The following is a 24580-nucleotide window of genomic DNA, read 5'->3' on the forward strand; positions in this document are numbered from 1 at the left end:
CCGGGGCTCCTAACCGCATGCGGTGATTTTGTATAGCTTGGCTGCTGGCCCTTCAGAATCCACTTCCTGGAAACCGGCGTGCTCTCCAATATCAGTTACGCCTGGGTAGTCAGCACTAGGCGGCAAATTCAAGAGGTAATGACTGCCAAAGTCCAGCACATATTGGACATTTTGGTTGCGTAGCGCCTTGCACACAGCTGGGTCGGAGGCAGCATCCTTTAGGCGTTGTGAAATAAGGGTCCGGTCAGGATCCGGGGTGGCGAAAAGGTGCGGAGTCAGAACCTCGCTGCCGCCAAAAGCGTACGCCCAGGAGCTTCCATTCCAAGGATTATCGGCAATTTTGACACCTTTTGGAACATGCTGGCCAAGACGTTCTGTCAGTGCTAATTCCTGCTTTGATAAAATGGCGGAATTTTCATCCAGGCTGTACACCGCCTTGGTCCTTGCGATGTATGCTCCGACCGGACCGTGGAAAGCAGCCAGGACTGGTACAGCTGCCGCCACCACCGAAAGAAGAGCCGGTAGGGCGATAGCCAGATGGCGACGTCCTGAGGTGCGGTGCGCCAGGGCCACGAGGCTTTGACGCCAAAGCGCCAATGTGCCGTAGGCCGCAAGGGGAGTCACAAGGATGGGCAGGAGCGCTGCGAGACGGTATGTATCCTGGTACCACGTTCCAGTTATGAAGTCCCGCCAGAATCCCTTGGACCAAGCTGCATCCACAACGTACAGTGCAGCAGCCACTGCGTAGCTGGCCGTCAACCAGCGATGCCTCTTTTCCCGGAAACCTGCAACCATCCCGGCCAGCGCCAGTAACGATACTATCCAAGCTGCCGCTTCCTGCATTGTGCTGTTGGTCAGGACCTCGCCCAGCGCCGCCCCCGAGCGCACGGTCGGACCCCAATTGTCGTAAAGGGCAGGGCGGATCTTTGTCCAGGAAGCGATGACCAGCAGCGGAGCCGTGACTGAGACGGCAATAAAAACTAAAGCGCGCTTGGAGCGCCAACTTGAAGTGCGGACAGACCGGAGGTAGTTCCACCAAGCGAGGATTAAGAGCGGAGACGCGAGTGCAATCAGCGTGTTGAAGCTGCTCATGTGCGCCGTACCTATGCCGCCGACAACCGGAATGAGGGCCAGAGCCCATCTAATGCGAGACGTGCTTTCAGTCCTGGACAGACCAACGAGTGCCGCAGTGATTGCCAGTGCGACAGGCAGCAGGCTGACCGCCAAAGCATAAGGAAAGAGCGGTCCCCAAACGTTCATCAGGAATGGGAAAGCGATCTGACTGACGGAGAGTAAAGCGGCAGACAAGCTAGCCAAGGGGTGACGCGAAATGACCAGCTGAACGAAAAATACGGAGGAAACCGGCCACACCAATGCCCCGATGACAAGATTTAGAGCGTTCTCCGCCACGTGAAGATCGGCGCTTGAAATTTGCACTACGGTGGCGGCGAATGCGTGCCACGCAGCAGGATATATAGCCTCGAGGCCACTATTACCCTGAAAGGAGGCCAGAGTGAGCGATGATGCGTTTCCTGACTCCAGGATGTAGCGGATAGCGTTCAGATGAAAGACATTGTCGAAAACTTGCGCGATATGGTCCGGCGCGCCATACAGCCGCACAAGCCGGGCGCCTCCAATCAGGGCAGCTGCTGCAATAGACAAAGCGGTTGCAATCGGTACTACAGCACTGTTGAAGTGGCCAGGACGCAGGCGTTTAGCGGTTGTTGGAACAACTGGCAGTCTCCCCAGCCCGTAGGCCAATGCCACGGAAGCGATTGAGGCAATTGCAAAGGTCAACGGAGACCACGGGATGCCTACAGCACCAGAGATGACTCCAAAGCCACCACAAATAGCTGTCGAGAACGCCGGCGCCAGTCCAATTGCTTCGAACCCTATGAAACCCATCGCGCGGGCAGCCGCCCAGCCGGGAATAAAGATTAGTCCTGCCGCGATCGCTATTGTGGGTAGTGCTGCGACCCAAGACATCACGAATCCCAGGCCTGTCGTATCTGCCCACCGGAGGTCCGCGGTGCGGGTAAGGGCGACTTCCCCTGGCCTGGACACCGAGTGGTGTTTTTTTGCACGACAAGTACCTTCCAGTCGTTCTGCGTGATCAGTTGGCACTTCCAACTTGACCTATGTACGCGTGTGACGAATTAGTCCTAGCTTCACTGGGAAGCGAGTATGCGACGCCTGATTGTCCAAAGCCCTCAAGTCTTTTCCCGAGGTGCGCTGAACCGTTCGGAGTGAACCAGCCATAGTCCAGGTGCCCGACTTCCGTGGCTTTGGCGCAGACCCCATCCTAGCCGCAGAACGCGGGCGTTTCGGTCGTCGACACCCTACCGCTCCCAGGGGCCCGCTTCCTCCGTTTGGTGACTTCGACTTTTGGCCGTCAGTTGGCCCGGAACGTTTTTATCGACGCTGGGAGCAACAGTATGAGCACCAGCGCCTCGCTCGCAGCCATCCCGAAAGCGATGCCTTCGACAAAGTTCAGCTGACCAAAAACCAGCATCGTGGTTACTCCGGTCGCCGCCGCCGTCACCGTGACCCAAAACACGTATGCGCCCCGGCCGTTCGGTATCAGGAGGTTGCGCTGAAGGGGGGCCGCGATGCTCAAGAAGCACAAAGCCAACCCGTAAAAAATGGCCGTGAGCTGGTTAGTTGCGAGGTTAGGGCCAAACATCAGCCCTGACACGAGGGGGCCGAGGGAGGCCAACAAAACCCCGCCCACGATCCCCAATATTGTGTGAGCCGTGATAGCAGCGAGTTGGCGGCGTCGGCCGGCTTCGCCGGCAACTTCAAGGGTCCAACTTTGGAATGCGTTGGCAAGAACCGACACCGGGAACAGGGCATAGCGGTAAAGCTGGTCACCAGAAGCGAAGTTGCTGGCAGCGGTACCTGACACCGTTGCTGTCGCAATTGGGACCGGCGTCGAACCGTAGGCGTTCCCGGCGAGGTTAAGGCCCGCTGCCGCCATCTGCGACCGAAGATTCTGCTGGATGGCTTTCCGGCTCCACACGATGCTGGGAAGGTTTCCCTGCGCCCCAGGAATAGCCTGAAAGAAAAACCACAGTGTGACTGCTGTGGCGGCCAGTTGCATCACCGCATACGTCCAGATCTGTTCGGTGACGAGGAGTAACGGGATTGAGGCGACAGATGCGACAACCCTGGGGATGGTGTCCACGAAGCCCAGCAATCGCGGATTTCCTGTTCCGATGAAATACCACGCGGGCGACAAGCCGCCGGAAGCGGATGCAAGGGCTATCAGGATCGCTTCCAAACGATGTGATGGAGCCGATATAACCCCCGCCAGGAGGGTGGTGATCGGAAATACAACAGCGCAGAGAACCAAACGGGAACTGAGGCTCTCTCCGTAGATGACCAAGCGCTCAGCGCTGCGCGGTGTCCTCGCTAGTCTGACAGGACCGTCGATGTTCCAGCCAAAGACAATGACGGTCGAGGAAAAGATCCCGATGGCGAGCCCGCTGCTGATACTGGACCACCCTTGCTCCCCGGCCAGCCTGGCCAGGATGGGCATAACGAAAAGGGGAACAACGGCTGACAAGAGCGGGAAACCGGCGAAGCCGGCAAGACGTTTGATGACTGTTTTCATGACTTGCTGTTACTGTTCACCCTGGCCCACACTGCTCCTCCTAGTACAAAAGTCTTCCAGTCCCGTCCCTGGCTGCGCGGGAACCGCCTGGGCCAGTGAACAAGTCTAGGGCCTCACACGGCTGATACCATCACTGGGTGGATCCTCAAGCTGCAGCCCCCTTCGGAACAATAGTCTTGGCTGCCTACCAGCCGAATCCGATCTTGTTCGAGCGTCAGCTTTTGTCGATTAGGAATCAGACGCATGAGAACTTTGAATGCGTCATCACCGCGGACGGGGGAGCGGAGAAGGTGCAGCGTCTGGTGCGCGATATCGTGTGCGACGATGTCCGCTTCCGGGTCGCGGGCTTTGATAAGAGGTTAGGCTTCTACGGGAACTTCGAGCGTGGGCTGACCCTCGTTAACCCGTCCGCACTTTGGGTTGCGCTATCGGATCAGGACGATTACTGGTATCCGGAAAAACTTCAGCGGCTCATACCCCGTCTTGCGCACGTCTCGCTGGTCTCGGGCCAGGCGCGGGTAGTAACCGACACTGGGGAAGTTATCTCTCCGTCCACTAATAGGCAGCGTACGGATATTTGTGACCTTCTCGTGCAGAACCAGGTGACGGGAGGGTTATCCCTTTTTAGGCGTGAATTGCTGGATGTAGCTCTTCCCTTCCCAAAGCTCGCCACCCTGACGCAGAACCATGATCACTGGATAGGTGTCGCTGCAGCCGCTTGGGACAGTTATGAGATCATTGACGACGTCGTACAGGACTACGTCCAGCATGGGTCGAATGTAATCGGAGAGGCTACAGAGTCGTTCAACCCGGTTAGGTCCGTACGTCGAGCCCGCGAGCTTGCATTACGGTACGAAGGTTCTTCCTCCTTCAAGTCAGTAGCAATGATGGTGGCAACGATGACTTTCGGCTGGAAAGCGATCATGTTGCGCACTCTGGAAGAGCGGTTACCCGCTCGGACCAAGGGCCTGTCGGCAGCGCTTGATACATTTGACAGCGTTTTCGCTCTTCCGAGGATTCTCGCTTTGTTAGCGAAGGGCGTTACAAGTTCGCGCATGGAACTCGGGCCCGCCCTCACACATGTTGCCGGTCTCCTGAAAAGAGGGGACGCCGTTAAGCGGGCGAGCTCTCCGAGCGATTGAACAGGCAGGCCATCCCGGGGTCCCGGGCCATGGAGGCTTGATACTGTGTCCTAAGCGTGGGCTTTGAAGTCTTCAGCGAAGCCGTTTCAGGATCTCCTCATCGGCCTTCCCGAGCTCATGCCGCAGTGCGTCCCGGATGCCCAAGCGCCAAGCCAGAACGTAAGCGCGCCTGCTTGGCCCGAACACGAGGCGAATCAAATTACTCTCGGTTTCCATCCACAGTCTCCGGAGCATCCACACCGGGTCGTGACGCAAGTGGCGTATGCTGACGACAATGGCGTTACGGGTGATGTAGTAGACCCTTAATGGTGAGTGATGGGTCAAAGCCAGCGGGCGGCCCCGGAATTGGATTTCCCTGTCGAACACTCTTACGCTCGTCTTCTTGCCAAGTTCGTGACGTAAGTCCGAGCGCGGACTGACGGGCAGGAGATATCCCAGGCTCCGCAACCTGGAATTGAAATCTGTATCCACGCAATCTATGAACAGACTCTCATCGAGTTGTCCTGCCTGCCTGATTACGTCGCCGGGGATGAGGCATCCGGACTGCATGGGGTCGAAGGCTTCCGGGATCCGTTGAGAGCCCGTAAGCATTTTAACCGGATAGCCATTATGCGTTCCAGGTGCAACCAGACCAACCTTGGCCCCTTTGGCAGTGGCCGCCCTGTAGGTGATCAACGAGTTCTCGATGTATCCGCCGGTCAGTTCTGAATCCTGATCCATTGTGAGCACCCAGCCGTAAGTATCGAAGGAGAATGCCGCCTCAATCCCTGTGTTGAGTGCGGCGGCAATTCCTCGGTTCTGGGTGTGATGTATAACTTCAGCGCCGACAATTTCAAGCTTCCGCCAAATTTCACCGTCCCCGTCTTCGGATCCATCATCGACGACCACAACATGGCTTACCTGTTTCGAAAGCCCCCGAACCCGATCTACCAAATCATAGGGAGGGTTGAACGCTGATACCACGGCAATAATGGCCGGATCTTTGCGGGCATTGGTCATCGGGTCGGTGGTCGCAATCTGCAGAATCGGATGGTTGGGGCGTGGGGCTAGGAGGCTATGGGACTTCTGTCCAGCGCCAGGGCGGCGCCCCTCGCTCTCCGCGTTGCCGTCACCCAGTTGCGAAGAAAAGCGACACGCGCCGCAAAGATTTGGCGAAAGCCACGGATTCCCTTCGGGGTGAGGTTCTGTCCATGGAGCCGATGAAGTATCGTGTCCGTTTCCAAGTAGCGGACAGACCTATTTGCGATGCCCGCCATAGCGATCCACTGGTCGTGCGATTCCTTCATGTAGGTGGGGAATGGAAGTACCTGCGCCAGCAGCGAACGACGGAAGGCCATAGCGCAGCCCCAATGCAATCGGTAGCCAACCAGGATCCCGAATGCATTACGAAAAGTGTGCGTCGAGTCCTTTTCGCGGAGCCGGATACTTTGGAAACGGCCAGGGATCCCCTCTATGTGCTTACAGTTGCTCACAACCAGAGCAACTTCCTCCAGGGCGCCGAGCATAAGCTGAACCCGTCCCGGAATCCAGATGTCGTCTTGATCCGAGAGGAAAACGTACTCGCCCCGGGCCTCTTGTAGTGCCCGTTCGAAAGTCTTGACGTAGCCCATGTTCCTGGAGGTACGTACAAGACGAATCCTCCGGTCGACCATTCCCGCAATCAATTCGATTGTCCGATCAGTGGAACAGTCATCCACGATAACGAGCTCATCCTGGGGGCCAAGTTCGGACAGTATGGAGGAGATTTGCTCTTCAATGTGAAGCGAACCATTGTAGGCGGCCATGCAGACGCTTATCCGGGGCTCGGTTTTTGAATCGTCGTGCATGGGTAGAAAACCACTCTCTCTCTCCCGCATCCGGGACGGTAGTACCCGCGCAAGTCTAGCAATGGATGTTCGACTGCTGTGCCGCTCCCCGTCCCCTATAATCGTGAGGACGCAGTCCCCACGCCGGAATCCGATAACACGTGATGGGTTGCGTCTCAGCCGCGGATCTCGCAGCGGCTGAATCTACCGGAAGGAATCCCAGGTCTATGACCGTTGACGTTATGCTGCCGTACTACGGTGATGTGGATCAGATGAAGCTTGCCGCCCGCAGCGTGATGAACCAGGAGAACCAGGACTGGCGGTTGATCGTAATCGACGATGGCTACCCTGACCCGGAACCCGCCCGATGGTACTCAGAGATAACTGACCCTCGAGTCGCGTATCTCAGGAACGAGGAGAACCTCGGAGCCAACGGCAACTACCGTAAGGCGTTGGACCTCGCGGAGGCACCAATAGTTGTCGTCATGGGCGCGGATGACATCATGCTTCCGAATTACCTCGATGTCATCTCCAAGGCGTTCGATACGTTCCCCGAGGCGAGCGTGGTGCAGCCGGGAGTCCAGGTCATTGACGAACAGGGCATTGCCTGCACACCGTTGGTCGACGCTGTGAAGAAGGTCTACGCCCCCAAGACCAAGGAACCGGTCCTCCTGCAGGGCGAAAAGATGGCCACTAGTCTCATGCGGGCCGACTGGGCCTACTTTCCTTCCCTTGCCTGGCGGACGGATGTAATCCGGCGCATCGGCTTCACAGAAGGCCTGCACGTCGTACAGGATCTCGCTCTCCTGCTTGACATCGCTGCTGAAAACGGTTCGATGGTAGTTGATCCCACCCTGGCATTCCTGTACCGGCGCCACTCGGCGTCGGACTCGTCAGTGAAGGCTCTGGACGGGCGCCGCTTTGATGAGGAACGGGCCTTTTTCGAGGGTCAGGCTCGGCGCTTCCGCGAGCTTGGCTGGCAACGAACAGCACGTGCCGCTGCTTTCCACACAACCTCAAGGCTGAACGCAGCTACACTGGTGGCCCGTTCGTTGGCCATCGGAAAGACCGATTCACTGCCCAGGCTGTTGAAGCACGTAGTGTCCTAGGCCTTTTGTCTTAACGAGTCAGGTGGCGTCCCTCTTGTGGGACGCCACCTGATTCTTCTTTAAGCTAAGCCGGCTTTTGGGGAGGGCTGCCGGGGGGTGGGAGCTGCGATCCGGCATCCGGCGCATTGTCAGTCTCCTGATGGGCTTCCAGCTCAAGCACCTTGAGTCGAAGAATGCCCACCTCTTCGGCCAATACCCTGATCTCGTCTTCAGCCTGGGACTGCTCAAATGACAGGTGGAGACAGACCAGGACGAGCAACAGCAATGCCATGGCGAAGAGGAGGTTGGAGGGCACCTGCACTCCGAGCAGGGCGCTCGCCCAGGAGAGGAGCTGTGGGAAAGCAACCAGGACCAACATGCCGATACCGATAACGATCCAAAGGACAGCATACTTTTCGCGCAAGTGCCGGCGCCGAAGCATTTCAAAGATGATGAGCAGGACGACCAGCACGAAAATAAAGCCAACGAGGGTGGCCATGTGAACTCCTAGTTCGTTGAGGCGTCGTTCTTCTTGCGCGTCAGTGCAAAGAGGAGGGCGAATGCGGACCGACCCAGGTAGATGGCGGCTTTGATGGGGTCATGGCTGGGCGTTCCGCCCTGGCGTTCACGCATGGAGACGCCTACCTGACGGACAGTGCACCCCGACCTGATGGCAACAACCAGTGAATCTATGGTGTCTCCCAAGTACTCCGCAGGGTAGTGGTCCACATACTGGCGGATTGCCTTCACGTTGGCTGCGCGGAATCCCGAGGTGACATCGGTGAGTTGTGTCCCGGCGATTCTTGATACGGTCCAGGCCAGCACCTTCATTGCCCACTTGCGCGGGCCGCGGACAGTGTAGCTTCCTTTGTCCGCAAACCGGGCACCGATGACGATGTCAGCGTCCTGAAGTCCATCGAGGACGGCCTTGATGTCGCGTGGATCGTGCTGGCCGTCGGAGTCGACCTGAATTACCCGCGTGTAGCCGTGCATTTTGGCGTACTTGAAGCCGGTCCTCATGGCACCGCCCACCCCCATGTTGAACGGGAGTTGTACGACCAGCGCGCCAGCCTGGCGGGCGACCTGCGCCGTATTGTCACGGGAGCCGTCATCCACAACCAAGACGTCGCAGTCGGGTCCGAATTCGAAAACCTCACGGATGGTGCTGCCTATGGCCTCCGACTCATTCCAGGCCGGCATGATCACCAGGGTGCGGTGGACTTGCTCTGCGGGAGTCATGCTTTATCGTTTTCCGCCTTTAGGTAGGCGGTCAGCCGCGCTTCGGCATCTGCCACATCAAAACCTGTTGACTGTGCTTTGGCAAGGCTGAGAACACTGGACAGTGGCCTCGGGGCAGCTGCCTTGTCCTTGAAGTATTCAGCGGTCGTCACGCCGGAGACGTCTCGTCTGGATGCTCCGGACTGCTCGTAAACATCCGCAGCTATGTCCGCCCAGCTTTTCACGAGCCCGTCGTTACTGAAATTGTAGGCACCGTAGGGGGCTTTCGACTCGAGCAGGTGCCGTATGAAGGCTGCGATGTCGTCGGTGAAGCTCAACCGCCCCGTTTGGTCGTTCACGACGGACGGTTTTACACCTCTTGCTGCAAGGCTTGCCATGGTGCGGACAAAGTTGTTGCCTTCGCCGATGACCCAACTGGTACGCACAATGTAGTGGCGGGGAACAACGCTCACGACAGCATCCCCGGCGGCCTTGGTTTGCCCATAGACGCCCAGGGGTGTGAAGGCTTCGTCCTCGGTGTGGACTTCCCGGGTACCGTCAAAGACATAGTCCGAGGAGATGTGGACCAGGGTGAGGTTATGCTCGACGGCGGCGCGGGCCAGTTGCGCCACCGCGCTTACGTTGACGGCCCAGGCGGCGGCGCGTCCTTCCGCCGTTTCAGCAGCGTCGACAGCGGTGTACGCCGCTGCATTGACGATGGTGGAGTAATTGTTCCAGTTCCGGTTGGTAAAGGCTTCCGCGGAGGCGAGATCAAACTCAGCCCGGCCTGCAAACTCGACTGTTGCGTCGCCGTCGTACGCCCCGCGCAGAGCCTTGCCCAGCTGCCCGTCTGCACCTACCACAAGGACCTTCTTGGCAGGCATCCGTGCCACGTCCGCCATTCGCGGGTGTGCCTTGTCCTTTTCCGATAGCTCCGCCTGTGCAAGGGGAATCGGCCACTCGATGGCAGCCGTCTCGTCTGCCAGATTGAGGAAGGTGTATTGCCCTTGCGCATCCGCTGACCAGTGGTCGTTCACGAGGTATGTATAGGCCGTGTTGTCCTCGAGGGTTTGGAAGGCGTTGCCCACCCCGCGTGGAATGAAGATGGCTTGGCTGGCATCCAGCTCGGCAGTAAAAACAGCCCCAAATGAGGGGCCTTCCCGAAGATCAACCCAGGCACCAAAAATCCGGCCTGTGGCTACCGAGATGAATTTGTCCCACGGTTCCGCATGGATCCCGCGCGTGGTACCGGCCTTCTCATTGAAGGAAATATTGTTCTGGACAGGCCGGAAGTCCGGCAGCCCAACAGCAAGCATCTTTTCGCGCTGCCAGTTTTCCTTGAACCATCCCCGGTTGTCGCCGTGCACGGGAAGGTCGTAAAGAACGACGCCAGGGATTGGGGTTTCGTGGGCGGCAAGCTTTTTGGCGAACTCAAGCGACATCGACTACTGGCCTTGTTCCTTGTACTTGGCTTCCGTGGCGGCTTTCTGTGGGCGCCACCAAGCCTCGTTGTCCCGGTACCACGCGATGGTGTTTTCGATCCCTTCGTCGAAATTCGAAAACTGCGGCTCCCAGCCAAGTTCGTTGCGGAGCTTGGTGGAGTCAATGGCATAGCGCAGGTCGTGGCCCGGGCGGTCAACAACGTGGTCGTAAGCGTCAGGCGACTGGCCCATGTGCTTGAGGATCAGTTCGACGACGTCTTTGTTGTTCTTCTCACCGTCGGCGCCGATCAGGTAGGTTTCGCCGATGGTTCCCTTCGCAATGATGGCCAGTACGGCGGAGGAGTGGTCGTTGGCATGGATCCAGTCCCTGACGTTCTCGCCTTTGCCGTAGAGCTTTGGACGGATTCCGTCGATCACGTTGGTGATCTGCCGGGGGATGAACTTCTCCACATGCTGGTACGGGCCGTAGTTGTTGGAGCAGTTGCTGATGGTGGCCTGAAGGCCGAAGGAGCGTACCCATGCCCTTACCAGGAGATCAGAGCCTGCCTTGGTGGACGAGTACGGGCTGGAGGGGTTGTAAGGGGTTTGCTCGGTAAAGCGCTCAGGGTCGTCCAGTTCCAGGTCTCCGTAGACCTCATCAGTGGAGATGTGGTGGAAGCGCTTATTGTGTTTACGTGCCGCTTCAATCAAGGTGTACGTGCCGATGATGTTCGTATCAAGGAACGGGCGGGGATCGTGCAACGAGTTGTCGTTGTGCGATTCGGCAGCGTAGTGAACTACAACGTCGGAATCCTCTACCAGTCCCTCGACAAGCGCTGCATCTGCGATATCACCTTGAACGAAGGTGAAACGCTCCTGGGGAAGGTCCTTCAGCGACTCAAGGTTGCCGGCGTAGGTTAGCTTGTCCAGAACCGTCACATGGTCCTCAGTGTTTTCAAGAACATAGTGGACAAAGTTTGAGCCGATGAAGCCGGCTCCGCCGGTCACTAGAAGTCGCTGCATAACTCCTTAGACTACCGGATTTGCTGCTGCCCTTAGCGAAGGGAAAGATGGGGGCATGCGCGGAATAATACTCGCCGGCGGAACCGGCTCCAGGCTTCATCCCATCACGCTGGGTGTCAGCAAGCAGCTGGTCCCCGTCTACGACAAGCCGATGATCTACTACCCCCTGTCGACGTTGATCCTGGCAGGTATCCGGGACATCCTCATCATCACCACGCCACATGATGCAGAACAGTTTGAGCGCCTGCTGGGGGACGGCTCCCGCTTTGGCGTCTCCATCACCTACAAGCAGCAGCCGTCTCCGGATGGACTGGCACAGGCCTTTGTGCTGGGTGCAGACCACATTGGAGGCGACAACGTTGCTTTGGTTCTGGGGGACAACATCTTTTACGGCCAGGGGATGGGAACCCAGTTGCGCCGGTTTAAAACCATCGAGGGGGGAGCTGTCTTCGGGTATTGGGTCAAGGATCCGTCCGCTTACGGTGTGGTGGAGTTCGACGACAACGGCAAAGCTTTGTCGCTCGAGGAGAAACCGGCGGCTCCGAAGAGTCACTACGCGGTTCCGGGGCTCTATTTCTACGACAACGACGTGGTTGATATCGCCAAGAACCTGAAACCCTCTGCCCGTGGCGAGCTGGAAATTACCGATGTCAACCGCGTGTATTTGGATGCCGGGAAGCTGCAGGTTGAGATCCTGCCGCGCGGTACGGCGTGGCTTGATACCGGAACCTTCAATGACCTTAACGATGCTTCGAACTTCATTCGCACTGTCGAAAACCGGCAGGGGCTGAAGATAGGTGCTCCGGAAGAAATCTCCTGGCGCCTGGGATTCCTGACGGATGATGAGCTTCGCGAGAGGGCCGAGCCGCTGGTCAAGAGCGGCTACGGTGCCTACCTGTTGGAATTGCTGGCGGAGCAAGTTGATGCGACTGTATTGAACTGAGCCGTTGGTACCAACGAGGCAGTTGGTCCAGAAGCCCGAAAGCGTTCCGCGAGGCGTCAGAAGAGCCACCGGGGAAGGCTCGAAGACATCGCTCCATCTGCTTGGAGTCAGGACGGTACCCACGCGACCGGAGGTTTTTTCGCGCCACCCAACGATTTCGCGCGATCAGCAGTGACGATGGTCGATACTCACAGATTTCTGAGATCTAACGAAAAGGAGAGCGGAGCTGGGGCTCCGCTCTCCTTTTCGGTTTCAACTGGTGTTTTCTAGTAGATCAAGGATCTACAGCCCAAGGCAGTGTTCCCCGTTGTAAATGGGGATATTCCAATCCCATAGGTGCACAAGGTGTAGGCGCCCCGCTGCGTTACGGCGACTTGAACGGTGTAACCGTGAGTGCCAGATATACCAAAGGCTTGATTTACGTCGGGACGGTTAGCAGTCGTTGTGAACGCAGAGATTGACGTTTTTCCGTCGGGGCCGGTGACGTAGGCGTGTACCGGATTGGGAGAGCCTGGGACATCAGGGTCGAACGTCCAGCCTGAGGCCTCCAACGACGTAACCCCACTCGAGGAACGGACTGATACTGAGTCCAGGTAGCCAACTGGTGTTCCACTTCTGCCCGCATCTACTGTGCGGCAACCCAGAAGCGGGTTCAAAGTCGATAGCGGATTAGGGGCGATGGCGTAGGCGCACAGGGTGTAAATCCCTGGGCTGCTGATGGGTATGGAAGCCTTGTAGCCATGGTCCCCTGTTACGCCCATTACGGTGTTGACGTCTGCCCGCGGTTGTGAAGCGACGAAGGGGTAGGCCTTGATGCTGCCGTCCGGCGCAGTCACGTAAACGTGGACAGCGACGGAGTTTGTAGCGTAGGACCTGTCGAGTGCCCACCCCGAAGCAGTAAGAGAGGCCGAGGTGCTCGTTTTGTCGACCGTGAGGCTGTCCAAGCTGCCAACAGGAGGATCAACGGATCCAACACTGACTGAGCGGCAGCCGAGGAATGAGTTTCCGGAGGAAAGGGGGCTTACAGCAATTGCGTATGTGCACACCTGGTATGCCCCGGCCGACTGTATTGGTATCGCGGCAGCATACCCGTGATTACCCGTGATGCCGAGGGCGGCGTTCACGTCGGCTCGTGGTTGCGAAGCGGTGAAGGGGTAGCTCCTGCTTGAGCCGTCAGGAGACGTCACGTATGTGTGAACAGTAACTGAACGGGTTGGGTCGCCAGCGTCCACAGCCCAGCCCTTGACCGACAGCGCTGCAGTGGTGGCAGTCTTTATAAGTGCCGACTCGTCGAGGCTTCCGATTGGAGCGGGAGCCGGGGCAAAAGACACCTGCCGGCAACCGACCTGCGATGTGCTGTACTGTCCAACCGCGTTCATGCACAGAGTGTAAGTGCCGGGTGCTGTGATGGCGATATCACGCTGATAACCATGGTTGGCGCCCATATGCAACACCTGGTCGACGTCAGGCCGGGACACATTAGCGGTCATAGAGTACGAAGTCCGCGTGCCGTCCGGCGCAGTTAGGTCCGCGCGTGTTTCGATCGACGCCGATGGGTTGACCACGTCTATTGCCCAGCCACGGACCGTCAGTGTGACCTTATCCGGGCTTCGTACTTCCTTCGCCTCGTCAAGGGAACCAATTGGAGGTTCAACCCCTTTCGCCTCAGTCGATTTGCAGCTTAGGAAAGAGTTGCTGAATGTCCCGATTGCGTATGCACAGGCTTGATATATGCCCGACTTCTGAATGGGAATGCTCTGATCGAAGCCGTGCTGTCCGCTTAATGCCAATGCCAAGTTCACGTCCGCGCGCGATACATTTGCCGGAATGGCATATAGGTTGCGAGTACCATCCGGAGCTGTGAGATAGACGTGGGCCTGTGTCGAAGAAGATGAGTTGGCAAAGTCGACCGCCCAGCCGCGAACGTTCAGTTTCGCGACTGAGCCATCGCGTTGAAGCGACATATCATCAAAGGAACCGCCAGGAGAGGGGGCGCCCGCAAATGTACGCAAGGAGGCATAGTCCCCATTCCATACGTTTGAGTCGCCCGCAAACGGCCCAGTGCTGCTGTACTGCCATGTGCTGTAGGTCCCCCAACTTCCTGTTGGGATGGCACCGGCATCGTTGGTGGCCGAGTAGGGGTAGGCCGCGACCCACAAGGGATAGTCACCAAAACCGGCAGGATTGCCCAAGCACTGATTCCACCAGCTGGTGTTCGTGTAGATCATGGGAAGCCGGCCCGTCAGGGACCTCATAGTATTGCCAAAATCCTGCACCCAAGCTGCAAGTTGACCTTGGCTCATGCCGTAGCAAGTGTTCCCGAAGTAGAAGCCGTTTATGGTTCTGCCCTCGTATGGGTTGAACTCGAAATCCAGGACTGGCGGCATGGTATAACCGTCAGCGGACCAGCCGCCGCCATTGTTCACGAAATAGCGGGCCTGGTCGGCTCCGGACGACCAGTTGGGAATGGCAAAGTGGTAGGCGCCGCGGAGCATACCCACGCTTCTCGCGCCTTGGTATTGGGAACTAAAAAGGTCATTTGTGAAGTAGTTGCCCTCGGAGGCTTTTACGTAGGCAAACCTGGCACCCATGTTCCACTGCTGCTGCCAGTCCACGCTGGGTTGGTGCCCGCTTACATCAAGCCCTTGCACGCCAAAGGAGGGCATCCAGGTCCCCTGAGCTGTGAGCGATTCGGCGCCTAGCTTCTTTGCTGGATCGGACCCGGCTGACGCCGTGACCCTGGCTGAACGCTGACCCATTTCAGCTCCGCCCGTACCAACGACTTCGGCCATGCTTTGGGGCAGGGCAGTTGGGCTGGGGGAGGTGGTTGGCGCCGGTGCCGATGTTGGGGACGGTGCTGCCGGTGTTGGACTGACTTCTGCGGCGGAGGCGACCCCGGCCAGGCCAGGTCCGCTCAGCAACGAGACGGCTAACAGGGCGATCCCAAGGGATTTCATGGGTGGGCGACGGGACTGAGACAGGTTCCGCTTCATATGTGCTCCGGAAGACAATGCGGCGCTCCCCCAAGCGCCTCTTTGGATACTGCTCAGGTGATTCCCCCAGGAAGACACCTGATAGTGCTATTTCGATAAATAACGCGCTCACCATAACACTCGTGTTGCTAGAGGGACCAGTGTTCCATTTGTTACTTCTTGCCGCGAGCTCGTCCTGAAGTAGGTGTGGTAGGCCAGGGATTCCAGAAAAGCGGCCAAAGATGCCAACGGTTCCTGCTCGAACACCGGCTGCCAAAACATAGAAGGGCCTGGGTGCGGTGCAAATCCCGTACCCAGGCCCTTGAACGGCTACTTCAACTTACGTGGAGTGAGCGTGATGTGATGGTTCAGAAGGAAGTATTCTTCACTCTTGGAATTTCCACTGCAGTTACCCGCCTAAGTAGAACCCGTTCACGTCACTGATGAGCTGCGTGCTCCCACTGGAGGAATTCAGCAGATCGACTATCCCATCCGAACCCACCCGTACGGTTACGGAATTGGCAACTGTTTGACCGGGAGCAAAGTTGATGTTGGATGTGCTCGGCGCGCTCGTTTGGGAAGGGTAGGCCCGCACGTGACCAACGTTGGTCGGCTGGGTGACTGTCAAATTGAAGACCACTGCTGAGATGTTTCCAGGGATGCCGGCGGTCCCGCCTACTTTGATCGGCAGCACAGAATTGGGAGCCACCGGAGAGGTATTGCGCGTGTCCACGAGCCGTGATGGTGCGACTGCGACAAATGCACCGGCAGCTGTGGGCTGACCACCAATGTAGTAGCCGTTAATATCGGCGATTAGATGCGTGGTGCCAGCAGATGTATTCAGTAGGGAAACCTGTCCGTCTGGCCCGATCGGCACGGTGACCGCATTGGCTGTCGTATCGTTCTGCAGGAAATTCACATTGGACGTGTTCGGCGCCTGGGTTCCGGACGGGTATGCCCGAATATGGCCGACGCTGGTGGGCTGGGTAACGGTTAGGTTAAAGACCACGGCCGAGGCATCGGCGGGTATCCCGTTAACTCCAGCTACCCTGATGGACTGGACGGAGTTGGGAGCCAGTGGCGAACTGGTGCGGGTGTCCAGAAGGCGGGAGGGCCCCACTGCGACAAAGGCTCCAGCAACCGCTGGTGTACCGCCAAGGTAGTAGCCGTTGACATCCACTATCAAGTGGGTGCTCCCGAATGAGGTGTTCAGCATCGTCACCTTACCGTCGGAACCAACCGGAACTGTAACTGAGTTGGCAACGGTTTGGTTGCGGGTGAAGTTGAGATTCGACGTCGTTGGCGCCGTCGTCTTGGAAGGGTAAACCCGGATATGACCAGTGTCCTGCGGTTCTGTGACAGTGAGGTTTAGGGTCACTGCGGAGATATTGTTGGGAATTCCTGCGGCCCCGGCCACTTGCACAGACAGCGTGGAATTGGCGGACACGGCTGAGGTGGTTCGGGTGTCGATGAGCCGTGAAGGCGTGACCGGGACGAAAGTGCCGGGCGCTGTTGGGGTTTTGGCGGCACCAACTGCAAGGTCCGCGAACCAGTAGCGCTTGGCCACGTCGTCGGTAGCCAGCGCAACAATTCCCGTGGAGCGGTTGACGGGTTGCTTGCTGGTGCTCACGTTGTTCATGTTCAGCGAAGAGCCATCCTGGATAACAGGGGTTCCACGGCCGGATGCGAAGACGGGGTTATCCATGTCAGCTGTCTTTTCGTAAATGGCCCCTGACACGCCGGTGTACGGGCAGCCACTGACTGAGGTCGCGGGCCCCGTTTGGAATGCGTGCACTTTGTTGTTTTCAGGATCAAGCACGATCTGCGGTCGGGTTTGGCAGTCAGCCAGGGTGGAAATGGTGGAGCGTGAAAATGACCCTGTTCCGGGCTTGAAAACCAGAAGCTGCAGCTGCGGAAGGGTCTTGTCCGTCGCAGTCTCATCGAGGCTCGTCTTAACCGCGGCGAAGACGCGGCCGGCACTGTCGGCCTGCAACGACTTGAGGTTGAGATGGTCGTCGGCAATACCCTTGCCCTGGACTGCTGGCTGGGCCTTCCACGATCCGGCAGGCTGACCATCAGTGTGGGTGGCCCACCACACAGAACCTGTGGACTGGTCGGACCACATAACCCCAACTTGCTTCTTGCCAAAGGCCACAACGGCGGAGATGTCATCCGGGGTGGGGTGAACGTTGCTGACCGGGAGGACAGTAGGGGTGCCCCAGTTCGTACCACCGGGCGCGGAATTGTTTACCATAACGCTGTTGGTGTATCCCGCCGTTGCGTCACCGGTGACATGTGTCCATGTAGCCCAGATCGCCCCCGTGCTGTCCCGGTCGATGGTCATCGTTTCGCTGCTGTCGGAGGTGATGGTCGTGGGGAAGCCGCTGTCGAGGGTGTACTTTCCGTTGGCATAGCTGTACCGATATAGCCGGGCTGGCTGGTTTGGTAGAGACGCCACCGGAGCGTTCTCGGTTGATGTCGTAACAACGTGGGACGCAATGTAGAGGTGCGTGCCGTCCCATAACGTATCGCCCAACGTGTTGGGTCGGCTATCAATGGGCACACCTGTGTCCATCCACTTTTCCAGGGAGCGATCAAGCTTGTAAATACGCCAACCGCTTCCAGTGGTCCACATGTCGGCCCACCATGAGCCGTCATTCCACCACAGCTTGCTTTGGGGCTTTTCCTCAGTAGCGGCCTGGCCCGAACCTGTGTAACTTACGCTGGGGAAGCCATAGCTCGGTGCAGGTGTTTCCACGGTTGGGGTAGCTGCCCCTGCTGTCCCCCCAACAACTGTTGCCAGCCCTGAGATCATTAGAACTGTTGCCAGTCCTTGGCTCAGTGCGCGGGTAATTCGTATCTTCACGATTCTCCTAACAATCAGCCCCAACGCTGCTGCGTCCAGGTCCCTAAGGAAGCTGGTGCCCCCGCTGACCATTAACCTCTTTCGCAACACTTGGCGCACGGGTATCGAGTACTCCAATTAGGAGCTCTTGCCTACCGGTCCGACGGATCAATGTACTCAGAAACGGCTGGATGAAAGGCGGCGTTTATCCACACCATCCCTGCAATGACTTGTTGGAGGAGGACCCTCTACTTAAGCTGTACCCAGTCGCACTGCCTCCGCCGGGGGCGGCAGTTGTATGGGGGAAACATATGGACGCGCTGGGAATTGTCGAGGACGAGGTCCGTGAGCTCATCCGCCGGCGCGGGCTGGACCCGCTCAGGCAAGCCGGAGAGGTCCGAAGGCTGGTGGAAGCAGCTGTCACCGACTATGACGAGCGCGCACTTATGGGGCCTCTCCCACCTCTTGGACCGCTGGACGCAGCCCGCAGGTTCCTGTTCGATGCCGTCGCGGGCTTTGGGGTGCTGCAGCCGCTGCTCGATGATCCGTCGATCGAAGAGATTTGGCTCAATGCGCCCAACGAAATTTATGTGGCACGCAACGGCGAATCAGAACTGACATCATTGAGCCTTTCGGAGCAGCAGGTGCGGGACCTTGTGGAACGTATGCTCAAGAGCTCCGGCAGGCGCCTGGACATGTCCTCCCCGTTCGTCGATGCCGCTCTGCCCGATGGATCCAGGCTCCACGTCGTCATTCCAGATGTGACCCGCCGCCACTGGGCCGTGAACATCAGGAAGTTCGTCGTGAGGGCCAGCCGTCTGGAACATTTGGTGGAGTTGGGAACGCTGACACCGCAGTCCGCGCGGTTTCTCGGCGCGGCTGTGTCCAGTGGCCTCAACATCCTAGTGTCAGGGGCTACGCAGGCAGGCAAGACGACCATGCTGAACTGTCTGGCGGCGAGCATCGGAAGCCGGGAGCGCGTCATCACAGTCGAGGAAATCTTTGAACTGCAGTTTCCGCTCCGGGACGTGGTGGGGCTGCAGTGCAGGCAGCCAAACTTTGAAGGTGAGGGCGAAATCCCACTCCGTCGCTTGGTGAAGGAAGCCTTGCGCATGCGCCCGGACCGGCTGGTTGTAGGGGAGGTGCGGGAAGCCGAGAGCCTGGACATGTTGATTGCACTTAATAGTGGGCTTCCAGGAATGTGCACCGTCCACGCGAACTCGGCCCACGACGCCGTCACCAAGATCTGTACGCTGCCGCTGCTGGCGGGGGATAACATCTCGAGCGCGTTCGTTGTCCCCACCGTGGCCTCCTGCATAGACCTTGTGGTGCACTGCAGCAGGCAAGCCGACGGGCGGCGGCAAGTGACTCAGATCCTGTCGCTGGGCCGACGCGTGGAAAACGGCATCATCGAGTCGTCAATGATCTTCGCCCTCGAGAATGGAGTCCTGCAGCCCCGGGCCAATGCCATGCCGGCGGCGGAAAAGTTCTCGCGGGCAGGATACGACGTCGCTGCGCTGCTGGATCCGCGATGATCCCGGCGCTGGTGGGGGCGGCGTTGGGGGTGGGCTTCTTCCTTATCTGGTGGTCCTGCTGGGAAACGCCGGACCGCGGGGTCCGCAAGCGTAAGCCCACCCGACTGGCTGACCTGCTCGCGGCTGCCGGGGTCGATAAGGTCTCAGCGCGTGGCCTAACCGGTACGTGCCTGGGGCTGGGAATTTTCGTGGCACTCATCTTCTATGGGCTCAGCCGTTCGTGGCCCATTGCCGCCTGCTTCGGGCTTTTCGGCGCATGGCTGCCAATCACGATCCTCCGGTGGCGGGCCAAAAAGAGGATGGCCATGCTGCGCCAGCTGTGGCCCGACGTCGTCGATCACCTCCGGTCGGCGATCCGCGCCGGACTGCCGCTGCCCGAGGCCCTCATTCAACTTGGAGACAAGGGGCCTGAGGAACTGCGGCCTATCTTTCGTGAGTTCGGCGCAGACTACCGGGCCGGCGGCCAATTCGATGGCTCTCTCAACAAATTGAAACGGCGGCTGGCCGACCCTGTAGCTGACCGGATTATCGAAGCACTCCGGCTGACCCGGGAAGTGGGCGGCTCAGACCTGGGGAAGCTCCTGGGCACACTGGCCGAGTTCCTGCGGGAAAACGCCCGAACGCGCAGTGAACTGGAGGCCCGTCAGTCCTGGACCATTAATGCCGCCCGGCTTGCCGTCGCAGCACCCTGGATCGTGATGATCCTGCTCGCCACCAGGCCGGAGGCGATTCAGGCCTACAACACACCGATGGGCGCTGCAGTCCTGCTCGGCGGTCTGGTGGTCTCACTGGTTTGCTACACGGTCATGTTGAAGATCGGGGCCTTGCCGCAGGACGAAAGGGTGCTCCAATGATCATCGTTCCGCCTGCAGCAGTACTTTGCGGCATCGGCCTTGGCTTCGGATTGTGGCTCGTGATCTTCCGGTCACCGCCAATGCGTGCCATGACGCTCTCTGAACGCATCGAGCCGCAACTGAAGTCGCAGAACCTGGAGTCGCGGCTCCTCCGCGCAGGCGAGCAGAATCTGACGCCTTTCGGCCCGCTGGAACGGATTCTCCGCCCTGTCTTCCGGGACTGGCTCTCCGCATTGGGGAAACTCAACCCCTCGCCCGGGGCCACCGGGCGCCGCTTGGCCCAGGCAGGGATCAACAAGTCACCCATCGACTTCCGTGCCGAACAGCTGCTCTGTGCCGCTGCCGGTTTTATCCTCTCGTTGACGCTCATCTTCATCGGAGCCGCAGCCGGGAGGTTCAATCCGCTCCTGGCGGCTGCGGTAATTATCGGCAGTGCTGCAGCAGGTTTTGTGCTGCGGGACTACTGGCTGGGAGCCCAGGTCCGTCGGCGGGAGGCACGGATGATGGCAGAGTTTCCCAGCCTTGCCGAACTGATGGCGCTGGCCGTCGGCGCAGGGGAGAGCGCAACGGGCGCTTTGGATCGCGTTTGCAGGAGTGCCAACGGTGAGCTTTCAAAGGAATTCTCAAAGATTCTCGCGGAGACGAGAGCAGGCAAACCCCTGGTGCTGGCCTTGCAGGAGTTTTCTGCCCGCACCGACCTTGCCCCCTTGGTCCGGTTTGTTGACGGCATCATCGTTGCAGTGGAAAGAGGGACGCCCCTCGCAGACGTGCTCCGCGCGCAGGCACAGGACGTACGTGATTCGGCCAAACGGGACCTTATGGAAGCGGCAGGGAAAAAGGAAATCGCGATGATGGTGCCGCTGGTTTTCGGTGTGCTTCCCCTCACCGTTGTGTTTGCTGTCTTCCCCGGCCTCGCGGCCATCAATCTGGGCTTCTGATGCGAGAAAAGCCCAGCGCCGGACTCTGTTTGATTACTAAAAGCCACTCTAGGAACCAGGAATAGGACGCAAGATGCAAAACATGGGAACCCGCTGTCTACTGCTGCTTCTTGGCCTTACGGCCACACTGCAGCTAAAGGTGCCCCGCGCGGCCAGGGCGAGTCGACGTGCAGGCTGGCATGCCAATGAAGGGTGCCAGCCGCTTCCGGCAAGCGCAAATGATAATCCCGAGCGCGGAGACGTGCCGGGATGGGTGATGATAACCCTGATGTCCGCCGTCCTGGTTGCAGCCCTGCTGGCGCTCGCGGGCCCCGCCTTGGAGACTATGTTCAACCAGGCCATGGACAAGGTGGGGAACTGAACCATGGTGGCGTCCCCTCACGGGCCGGTGCAGCCCAAGCTGTCCCGGCCGGGGGAGCGGGGTTCAGCCGTGGTGGACTTTGTCCTGGTTGGCGGGCTGCTGACCATGTTCTTCCTTGCGATCATCCAGCTGACCCTGGTTCTGCACGTCCGGAACACACTCATCGATGCTGCGGCCTCTGGTGCACGGTACGGGACACTCGCTGACCGTAATGCCTCCGATGCCCGGGAACGGACCCGCAGCCTCATCGGCATGGCCCTGAATGAGGGGTTCGCAGAACAGGTCAGCACGCAGGAAATAACGGTCCAAGGCATGCGCACTTTGGAAGTAACCGTCCGGTCTCCTATGCCGGTTATCGGGTTCATTGGCCCACGGGACATGCTGGAGGTGAAAGGGCATGCGGCTGTTCAGCCCTGATCCGTCCAGCGCCCGCCCATTGCCCCGCTCCCATGCCCGGCCCGATTCCAACGCTTTTCCGTTCCGCACCCGCCTGGCAGAAGCATTCTGCAGAGAGGGTTCCGGGGCCACAGGTGTGGGTGACACGTTCACGTGCCCCGGCCATGCGCATCGGGAGCACCCGCAGCAGGGCCCCGACCATGAGCACCATGGGCTGACGCATGAGGATGGAAGCGCGGTCGTCGAATTCACGTTCCTTGCACTCCTGCTGATGGTTCCGCTGGTGTACTTCGTCATCACTGTCGGCCAAATCCAAAGCGGTTCCTTCGCCGTGGTGGGTGCCGCCGACCAGGCTGCCAAGGTCTATGTAGCCCAGCCCGATGCCCCCACCGCCCAGGCGGCTGCGGAACAGGCCGTGGCCCTTGCCCTCTCCGACTTCGGGCACCCTGCAGAAAGGGCCAGCATGACCACCAGCTGCAACCCGGCAGACTGCCAGGCCGCCGGAACGACGATAACGGTGACTGTCAGGCTGAACGTGCCGCTGCCGTTGATACCGTTTGCGGAGGGATTGTCCGCCACGGAGGTTGAGGCGTCCTCCACTCAACTGGTGGGGAGGTACCGGTGAATCGCGGCGAACCGGATGAGAGCGGCCAAGTGATGGTCATGATCCTCGGCTACATCGTCCTGGCGCTCTTGGTGGCGACAGTCGTCATCGGAATATCTGCCGTTTACCTGGAGCACAAGCGCCTGTTGTCCCTGGCGGACGGCGCCTCGCTGGCGGCAGCCGACAGCTACACCCTGGGTGAAGTCACGTCCCAGGGCGGAAGCCCCTCGGCCGTCCTTAGTCCCGCCCGCGTCCGCAATGTCGCTGCCGACTTCGTCGCAAGAAGTCCCGCCTCACAGCGTTTCTCCGGTCTTGCCGTCACTGGGGCAACGGGTACACCGGACGGTTCCACCGCCGTCGTGGTTCTCACGGCAGCCGTTCACCCGCCTGTGGTGAACTTCCTTGTTCCGGACGGTATCCGTATCGAGGCGGCGTCCACTGCGCGCTCGCGCCTCACCCGATAAGTGACTCTGCTGCGCCAAGCAGGACGCCGGGCCAGCACGCCTGGCTGTATCCGGCGATAGCGTAGGCTTAAACCACCATGGCCAATATTGATTTTTCCGCTGAAATCCGCGCGCTTCGCGCCACCTACGAGTCCATTGAACGCGTCAGCGACGTGGAGACACTCAAGGAAGACATCGCCGAACTCAGCGAGCGGGCAGGGGAGCCGGATCTTTGGGACGATCCCGCGGCCGCGCAGAAAATCACGTCCCGGCTTTCCCACCGCCAATCCGAACTAGAGCGCCTCACCAACCTGGCATCCAGGATTGACGACCTCGAAGTCCTGGTGGAACTTGGGCAGGACGAGGACGACGCCGCCTCCATGGGGGAGGCCGCGGCTGAACTCGAGTCCATCAAGAAGGCGCTCAAGGACCTGGAAGTGGTCACGCTGCTGTCCGGCGAATATGACGAACGCGAAGCTGTCGTCTCCATCCGCGCCGGTGCGGGAGGAGTGGACGCTGCAGACTTCGCCGAGATGCTCATGCGCATGTACCTCCGCTGGGCCGAGCGGCACGGGTACCCCACAACGGTCATGGACACCTCCTACGCTGAGGAAGCCGGACTCAAGTCGGCCACCTTCGAGGTGAAGGCCCCCTATGCGTACGGCACTCTGAGCGTGGAAGCGGGAACCCACCGTCTTGTCAGAATCAGCCCGTTCGACAACCAGGGCCGCCGCCAAACGTCCTTTGCCGCCGTTGAGGTCATCCCCCTGATCGAGCAGACGGACTCCATTGACATCCCGGACAACGAAATCAGGGTGGACGTGTTCCGTTCGTCCGGCCCGGGCGGCCAGTCGGTCAACACCACGGACTCCGCCGTCCGCCTGACCCACATCCCCACCGGCACGGTGGTGTCGATGCAGAACGAGAAATCACAGCTGCAGAACCGTGCCGCCGCCATGCGCGTGCTGCAGTCCCGGCTCCTCCTGTTGAAGAAGGAGCAGGAGGATGCGGAGAAGAAGGCGCTGGCCGGCGATGTCAAAGCGTCGTGGGGTGACCAGATGCGGTCCTACGTCCTGAACCCGTACCAGATGGTCAAGGACCTGCGTACGGAACACGAAGTGGGCAATACGTCGGCAGTGTTCGACGGCGAAATCGACGACTTCATTGACGCGGGCATCCGCTGGCGTACTGACAACCGCAACGCCGACAAGTAGCCGCCAGGCCGGCAGGCCGCCGCTGATCCGGCGACACGCCCCTGAAAGCAGGCCCAACCACCGGGCATCCTGCGTATAGTCGAGGGGCCGGGGCCCTACTTTCCCCAAACGAAAACCCGTGCACCGGCTGCAGAACTGGGCTGCATCACATGAATCAGCCATGCC

21 protein-coding genes are annotated in these 24580 nt (G+C 59.3%); 11 read left to right on the top strand and 10 right to left on the bottom strand.

Annotated features, from left to right (window positions below):
• Nucleotides 1-9: 9 nt before the first annotated feature.
• Complete coding sequence (locus tag QFZ60_RS06500) at nt 10-1986, bottom strand: DUF6541 family protein (RefSeq protein ID WP_307089139.1); 1977 nt, start codon at nt 1984-1986, stop codon at nt 10-12.
• Nucleotides 1987-2392: 406 nt separating this feature from the next.
• Nucleotides 2393-3613: a lipopolysaccharide biosynthesis protein gene (locus QFZ60_RS06505; RefSeq protein WP_307089141.1), complete on the bottom strand. Its 1221-nt coding sequence runs from the start codon at nt 3611-3613 to the stop codon at nt 2393-2395.
• Between the two features lie 137 nt (nt 3614-3750).
• Here QFZ60_RS06505 and QFZ60_RS06510 point away from each other — a divergent pair, with 137 nt between their 5' ends.
• Nucleotides 3751-4755, top strand: coding sequence for a glycosyltransferase (locus QFZ60_RS06510; protein WP_307089143.1), 1005 nt, complete (start codon nt 3751-3753; stop codon nt 4753-4755).
• A 72-nt stretch (nt 4756-4827) separates the two neighbouring features.
• On the opposite strand, the gene QFZ60_RS06515 is transcribed toward QFZ60_RS06510, so the two are convergent.
• Complete coding sequence (locus QFZ60_RS06515; protein WP_307089144.1) at nt 4828-5754, bottom strand: glycosyltransferase; 927 nt, start codon at nt 5752-5754, stop codon at nt 4828-4830.
• 47 nt (nt 5755-5801) lie between these two features.
• Complete coding sequence (locus QFZ60_RS06520) at nt 5802-6581, bottom strand: glycosyltransferase (protein ID WP_307089146.1); 780 nt, start codon at nt 6579-6581, stop codon at nt 5802-5804.
• Nucleotides 6582-6787: 206 nt separating this feature from the next.
• On the opposite strand from QFZ60_RS06520, the gene QFZ60_RS06525 reads away from it, so the two are divergent.
• Complete coding sequence (locus QFZ60_RS06525; protein WP_307089147.1) at nt 6788-7669, top strand: glycosyltransferase; 882 nt, start codon at nt 6788-6790, stop codon at nt 7667-7669.
• Nucleotides 7670-7733: 64 nt separating this feature from the next.
• On the opposite strand, the gene QFZ60_RS06530 is transcribed toward QFZ60_RS06525, so the two are convergent.
• The 4 genes from QFZ60_RS06530 to rfbB are packed head-to-tail and all read right to left on the bottom strand — an operon-like array spanning nt 7734 to nt 11310.
• Nucleotides 7734-8147, bottom strand: coding sequence for a DUF2304 domain-containing protein (locus QFZ60_RS06530; RefSeq protein WP_307089149.1), 414 nt, complete (start codon nt 8145-8147; stop codon nt 7734-7736).
• Between the two features lie 8 nt (nt 8148-8155).
• On the bottom strand, nt 8156-8887 hold the full coding sequence (locus tag QFZ60_RS06535) for a glycosyltransferase family 2 protein (RefSeq protein WP_307089151.1): 732 nt from the start codon (nt 8885-8887) through the stop codon (nt 8156-8158).
• Nucleotides 8884-10308: a bifunctional dTDP-4-dehydrorhamnose 3,5-epimerase family protein/NAD(P)-dependent oxidoreductase gene (locus QFZ60_RS06540; RefSeq protein ID WP_307089153.1), complete on the bottom strand. Its 1425-nt coding sequence runs from the start codon at nt 10306-10308 to the stop codon at nt 8884-8886. The genes QFZ60_RS06535 and QFZ60_RS06540 overlap by 4 nt, the downstream gene beginning before the upstream one ends.
• 3 nt (nt 10309-10311) lie before the next feature.
• Nucleotides 10312-11310, bottom strand: coding sequence for a dTDP-glucose 4,6-dehydratase (rfbB, locus tag QFZ60_RS06545; protein WP_307089155.1), 999 nt, complete (start codon nt 11308-11310; stop codon nt 10312-10314).
• Between the two features lie 55 nt (nt 11311-11365).
• Here rfbB and rfbA point away from each other — a divergent pair, with 55 nt between their 5' ends.
• Nucleotides 11366-12253, top strand: coding sequence for a glucose-1-phosphate thymidylyltransferase RfbA (gene rfbA, locus QFZ60_RS06550; RefSeq protein WP_307089158.1), 888 nt, complete (start codon nt 11366-11368; stop codon nt 12251-12253).
• A gap of 266 nt (nt 12254-12519) precedes the next feature.
• Here rfbA and QFZ60_RS06555 read toward each other — a convergent pair whose 3' ends face one another.
• Nucleotides 12520-14919 (bottom strand): lysozyme, encoded by a 2400-nt coding sequence (locus QFZ60_RS06555; RefSeq protein WP_307093232.1) that lies wholly within the window; start codon nt 14917-14919, stop codon nt 12520-12522.
• A gap of 715 nt (nt 14920-15634) precedes the next feature.
• A complete protein-coding gene (locus QFZ60_RS06560) occupies nt 15635-18091 on the bottom strand; it encodes a hypothetical protein (protein WP_307089160.1) in 2457 nt (818 codons plus the stop codon).
• Between the two features lie 290 nt (nt 18092-18381).
• On the opposite strand from QFZ60_RS06560, the gene QFZ60_RS06565 reads away from it, so the two are divergent.
• The 8 genes from QFZ60_RS06565 (at nt 18382) to prfB (ending at nt 24415) form a co-directional block, all read left to right on the top strand.
• Nucleotides 18382-19605, top strand: coding sequence for a CpaF family protein (locus tag QFZ60_RS06565; protein ID WP_307089161.1), 1224 nt, complete (start codon nt 18382-18384; stop codon nt 19603-19605).
• Entirely contained in the window at nt 19602-20459 is an 858-nt protein-coding gene (locus tag QFZ60_RS06570) for a type II secretion system F family protein (RefSeq protein ID WP_307089164.1), read from the top strand. Before QFZ60_RS06565 ends, QFZ60_RS06570 begins: the two co-directional genes overlap by 4 nt.
• Nucleotides 20456-21397, top strand: a complete 942-nt coding sequence (locus tag QFZ60_RS06575; protein ID WP_307089165.1) for a type II secretion system F family protein — start codon at nt 20456-20458, stop codon at nt 21395-21397. The genes QFZ60_RS06570 and QFZ60_RS06575 overlap by 4 nt, the downstream gene beginning before the upstream one ends.
• A gap of 73 nt (nt 21398-21470) precedes the next feature.
• Nucleotides 21471-21758 (top strand): hypothetical protein, encoded by a 288-nt coding sequence (locus QFZ60_RS06580; protein WP_307089167.1) that lies wholly within the window; start codon nt 21471-21473, stop codon nt 21756-21758.
• Between the two features lie 3 nt (nt 21759-21761).
• On the top strand, nt 21762-22175 hold the full coding sequence (locus QFZ60_RS06585; RefSeq protein WP_142116962.1) for a TadE family protein: 414 nt from the start codon (nt 21762-21764) through the stop codon (nt 22173-22175).
• Nucleotides 22156-22779: a TadE family protein gene (locus QFZ60_RS06590; protein ID WP_307089168.1), complete on the top strand. Its 624-nt coding sequence runs from the start codon at nt 22156-22158 to the stop codon at nt 22777-22779. The genes QFZ60_RS06585 and QFZ60_RS06590 overlap by 20 nt, the downstream gene beginning before the upstream one ends.
• The gene (locus tag QFZ60_RS06595; protein ID WP_307089169.1) at nt 22776-23222 is read left to right on the top strand and encodes a pilus assembly protein TadG-related protein; all 447 of its coding nucleotides are present in this window, start codon (nt 22776-22778) and stop codon (nt 23220-23222) included. The genes QFZ60_RS06590 and QFZ60_RS06595 overlap by 4 nt, the downstream gene beginning before the upstream one ends.
• A 77-nt stretch (nt 23223-23299) precedes the next feature.
• Nucleotides 23300-24415, top strand: a complete 1116-nt coding sequence (prfB, locus tag QFZ60_RS06600) for a peptide chain release factor 2 (RefSeq protein WP_307089170.1) — start codon at nt 23300-23302, stop codon at nt 24413-24415.
• Nucleotides 24416-24580 lie beyond the last annotated feature (165 nt).

This window comes from Arthrobacter sp. B2I5 (assembly GCF_030816735.1).
GTDB lineage: Bacteria > Actinomycetota > Actinomycetes > Actinomycetales > Micrococcaceae > Arthrobacter.

Bases quoted from the DNA above. Each gene is read 5' to 3' on its own strand.
- QFZ60_RS06500 (WP_307089139.1), bottom strand. From the start codon at position 1,986: ATGTCTTGGGTCGCAGCACTACCCACAATAGCGATCGCGGCAGGACTA.
- QFZ60_RS06505 (WP_307089141.1), bottom strand. From the start codon at position 3,613: ATGAAAACAGTCATCAAACGTCTTGCCGGCTTCGCCGGTTTCCCGCTC.
- QFZ60_RS06515 (WP_307089144.1), bottom strand. From the start codon at position 5,754: ATGACCAATGCCCGCAAAGATCCGGCCATTATTGCCGTGGTATCAGCG.
- QFZ60_RS06520 (WP_307089146.1), bottom strand. From the start codon at position 6,581: ATGCACGACGATTCAAAAACCGAGCCCCGGATAAGCGTCTGCATGGCC.
- QFZ60_RS06525 (WP_307089147.1), top strand. From the start codon at position 6,788: ATGACCGTTGACGTTATGCTGCCGTACTACGGTGATGTGGATCAGATG.
- QFZ60_RS06530 (WP_307089149.1), bottom strand. From the start codon at position 8,147: ATGGCCACCCTCGTTGGCTTTATTTTCGTGCTGGTCGTCCTGCTCATC.
- QFZ60_RS06535 (WP_307089151.1), bottom strand. From the start codon at position 8,887: ATGACTCCCGCAGAGCAAGTCCACCGCACCCTGGTGATCATGCCGGCC.
- QFZ60_RS06540 (WP_307089153.1), bottom strand. From the start codon at position 10,308: ATGTCGCTTGAGTTCGCCAAAAAGCTTGCCGCCCACGAAACCCCAATC.
- rfbB (WP_307089155.1), bottom strand. From the start codon at position 11,310: ATGCAGCGACTTCTAGTGACCGGCGGAGCCGGCTTCATCGGCTCAAAC.
- rfbA (WP_307089158.1), top strand. From the start codon at position 11,366: ATGCGCGGAATAATACTCGCCGGCGGAACCGGCTCCAGGCTTCATCCC.
- QFZ60_RS06555 (WP_307093232.1), bottom strand. From the start codon at position 14,919: ATGCCCTCCTTTGGCGTGCAAGGGCTTGATGTAAGCGGGCACCAACCC.
- QFZ60_RS06565 (WP_307089161.1), top strand. From the start codon at position 18,382: ATGGACGCGCTGGGAATTGTCGAGGACGAGGTCCGTGAGCTCATCCGC.
- QFZ60_RS06570 (WP_307089164.1), top strand. From the start codon at position 19,602: ATGATCCCGGCGCTGGTGGGGGCGGCGTTGGGGGTGGGCTTCTTCCTT.
- QFZ60_RS06575 (WP_307089165.1), top strand. From the start codon at position 20,456: ATGATCATCGTTCCGCCTGCAGCAGTACTTTGCGGCATCGGCCTTGGC.
- QFZ60_RS06580 (WP_307089167.1), top strand. From the start codon at position 21,471: ATGCAAAACATGGGAACCCGCTGTCTACTGCTGCTTCTTGGCCTTACG.
- QFZ60_RS06585 (WP_142116962.1), top strand. From the start codon at position 21,762: ATGGTGGCGTCCCCTCACGGGCCGGTGCAGCCCAAGCTGTCCCGGCCG.
- QFZ60_RS06590 (WP_307089168.1), top strand. From the start codon at position 22,156: ATGCGGCTGTTCAGCCCTGATCCGTCCAGCGCCCGCCCATTGCCCCGC.
- prfB (WP_307089170.1), top strand. From the start codon at position 23,300: ATGGCCAATATTGATTTTTCCGCTGAAATCCGCGCGCTTCGCGCCACC.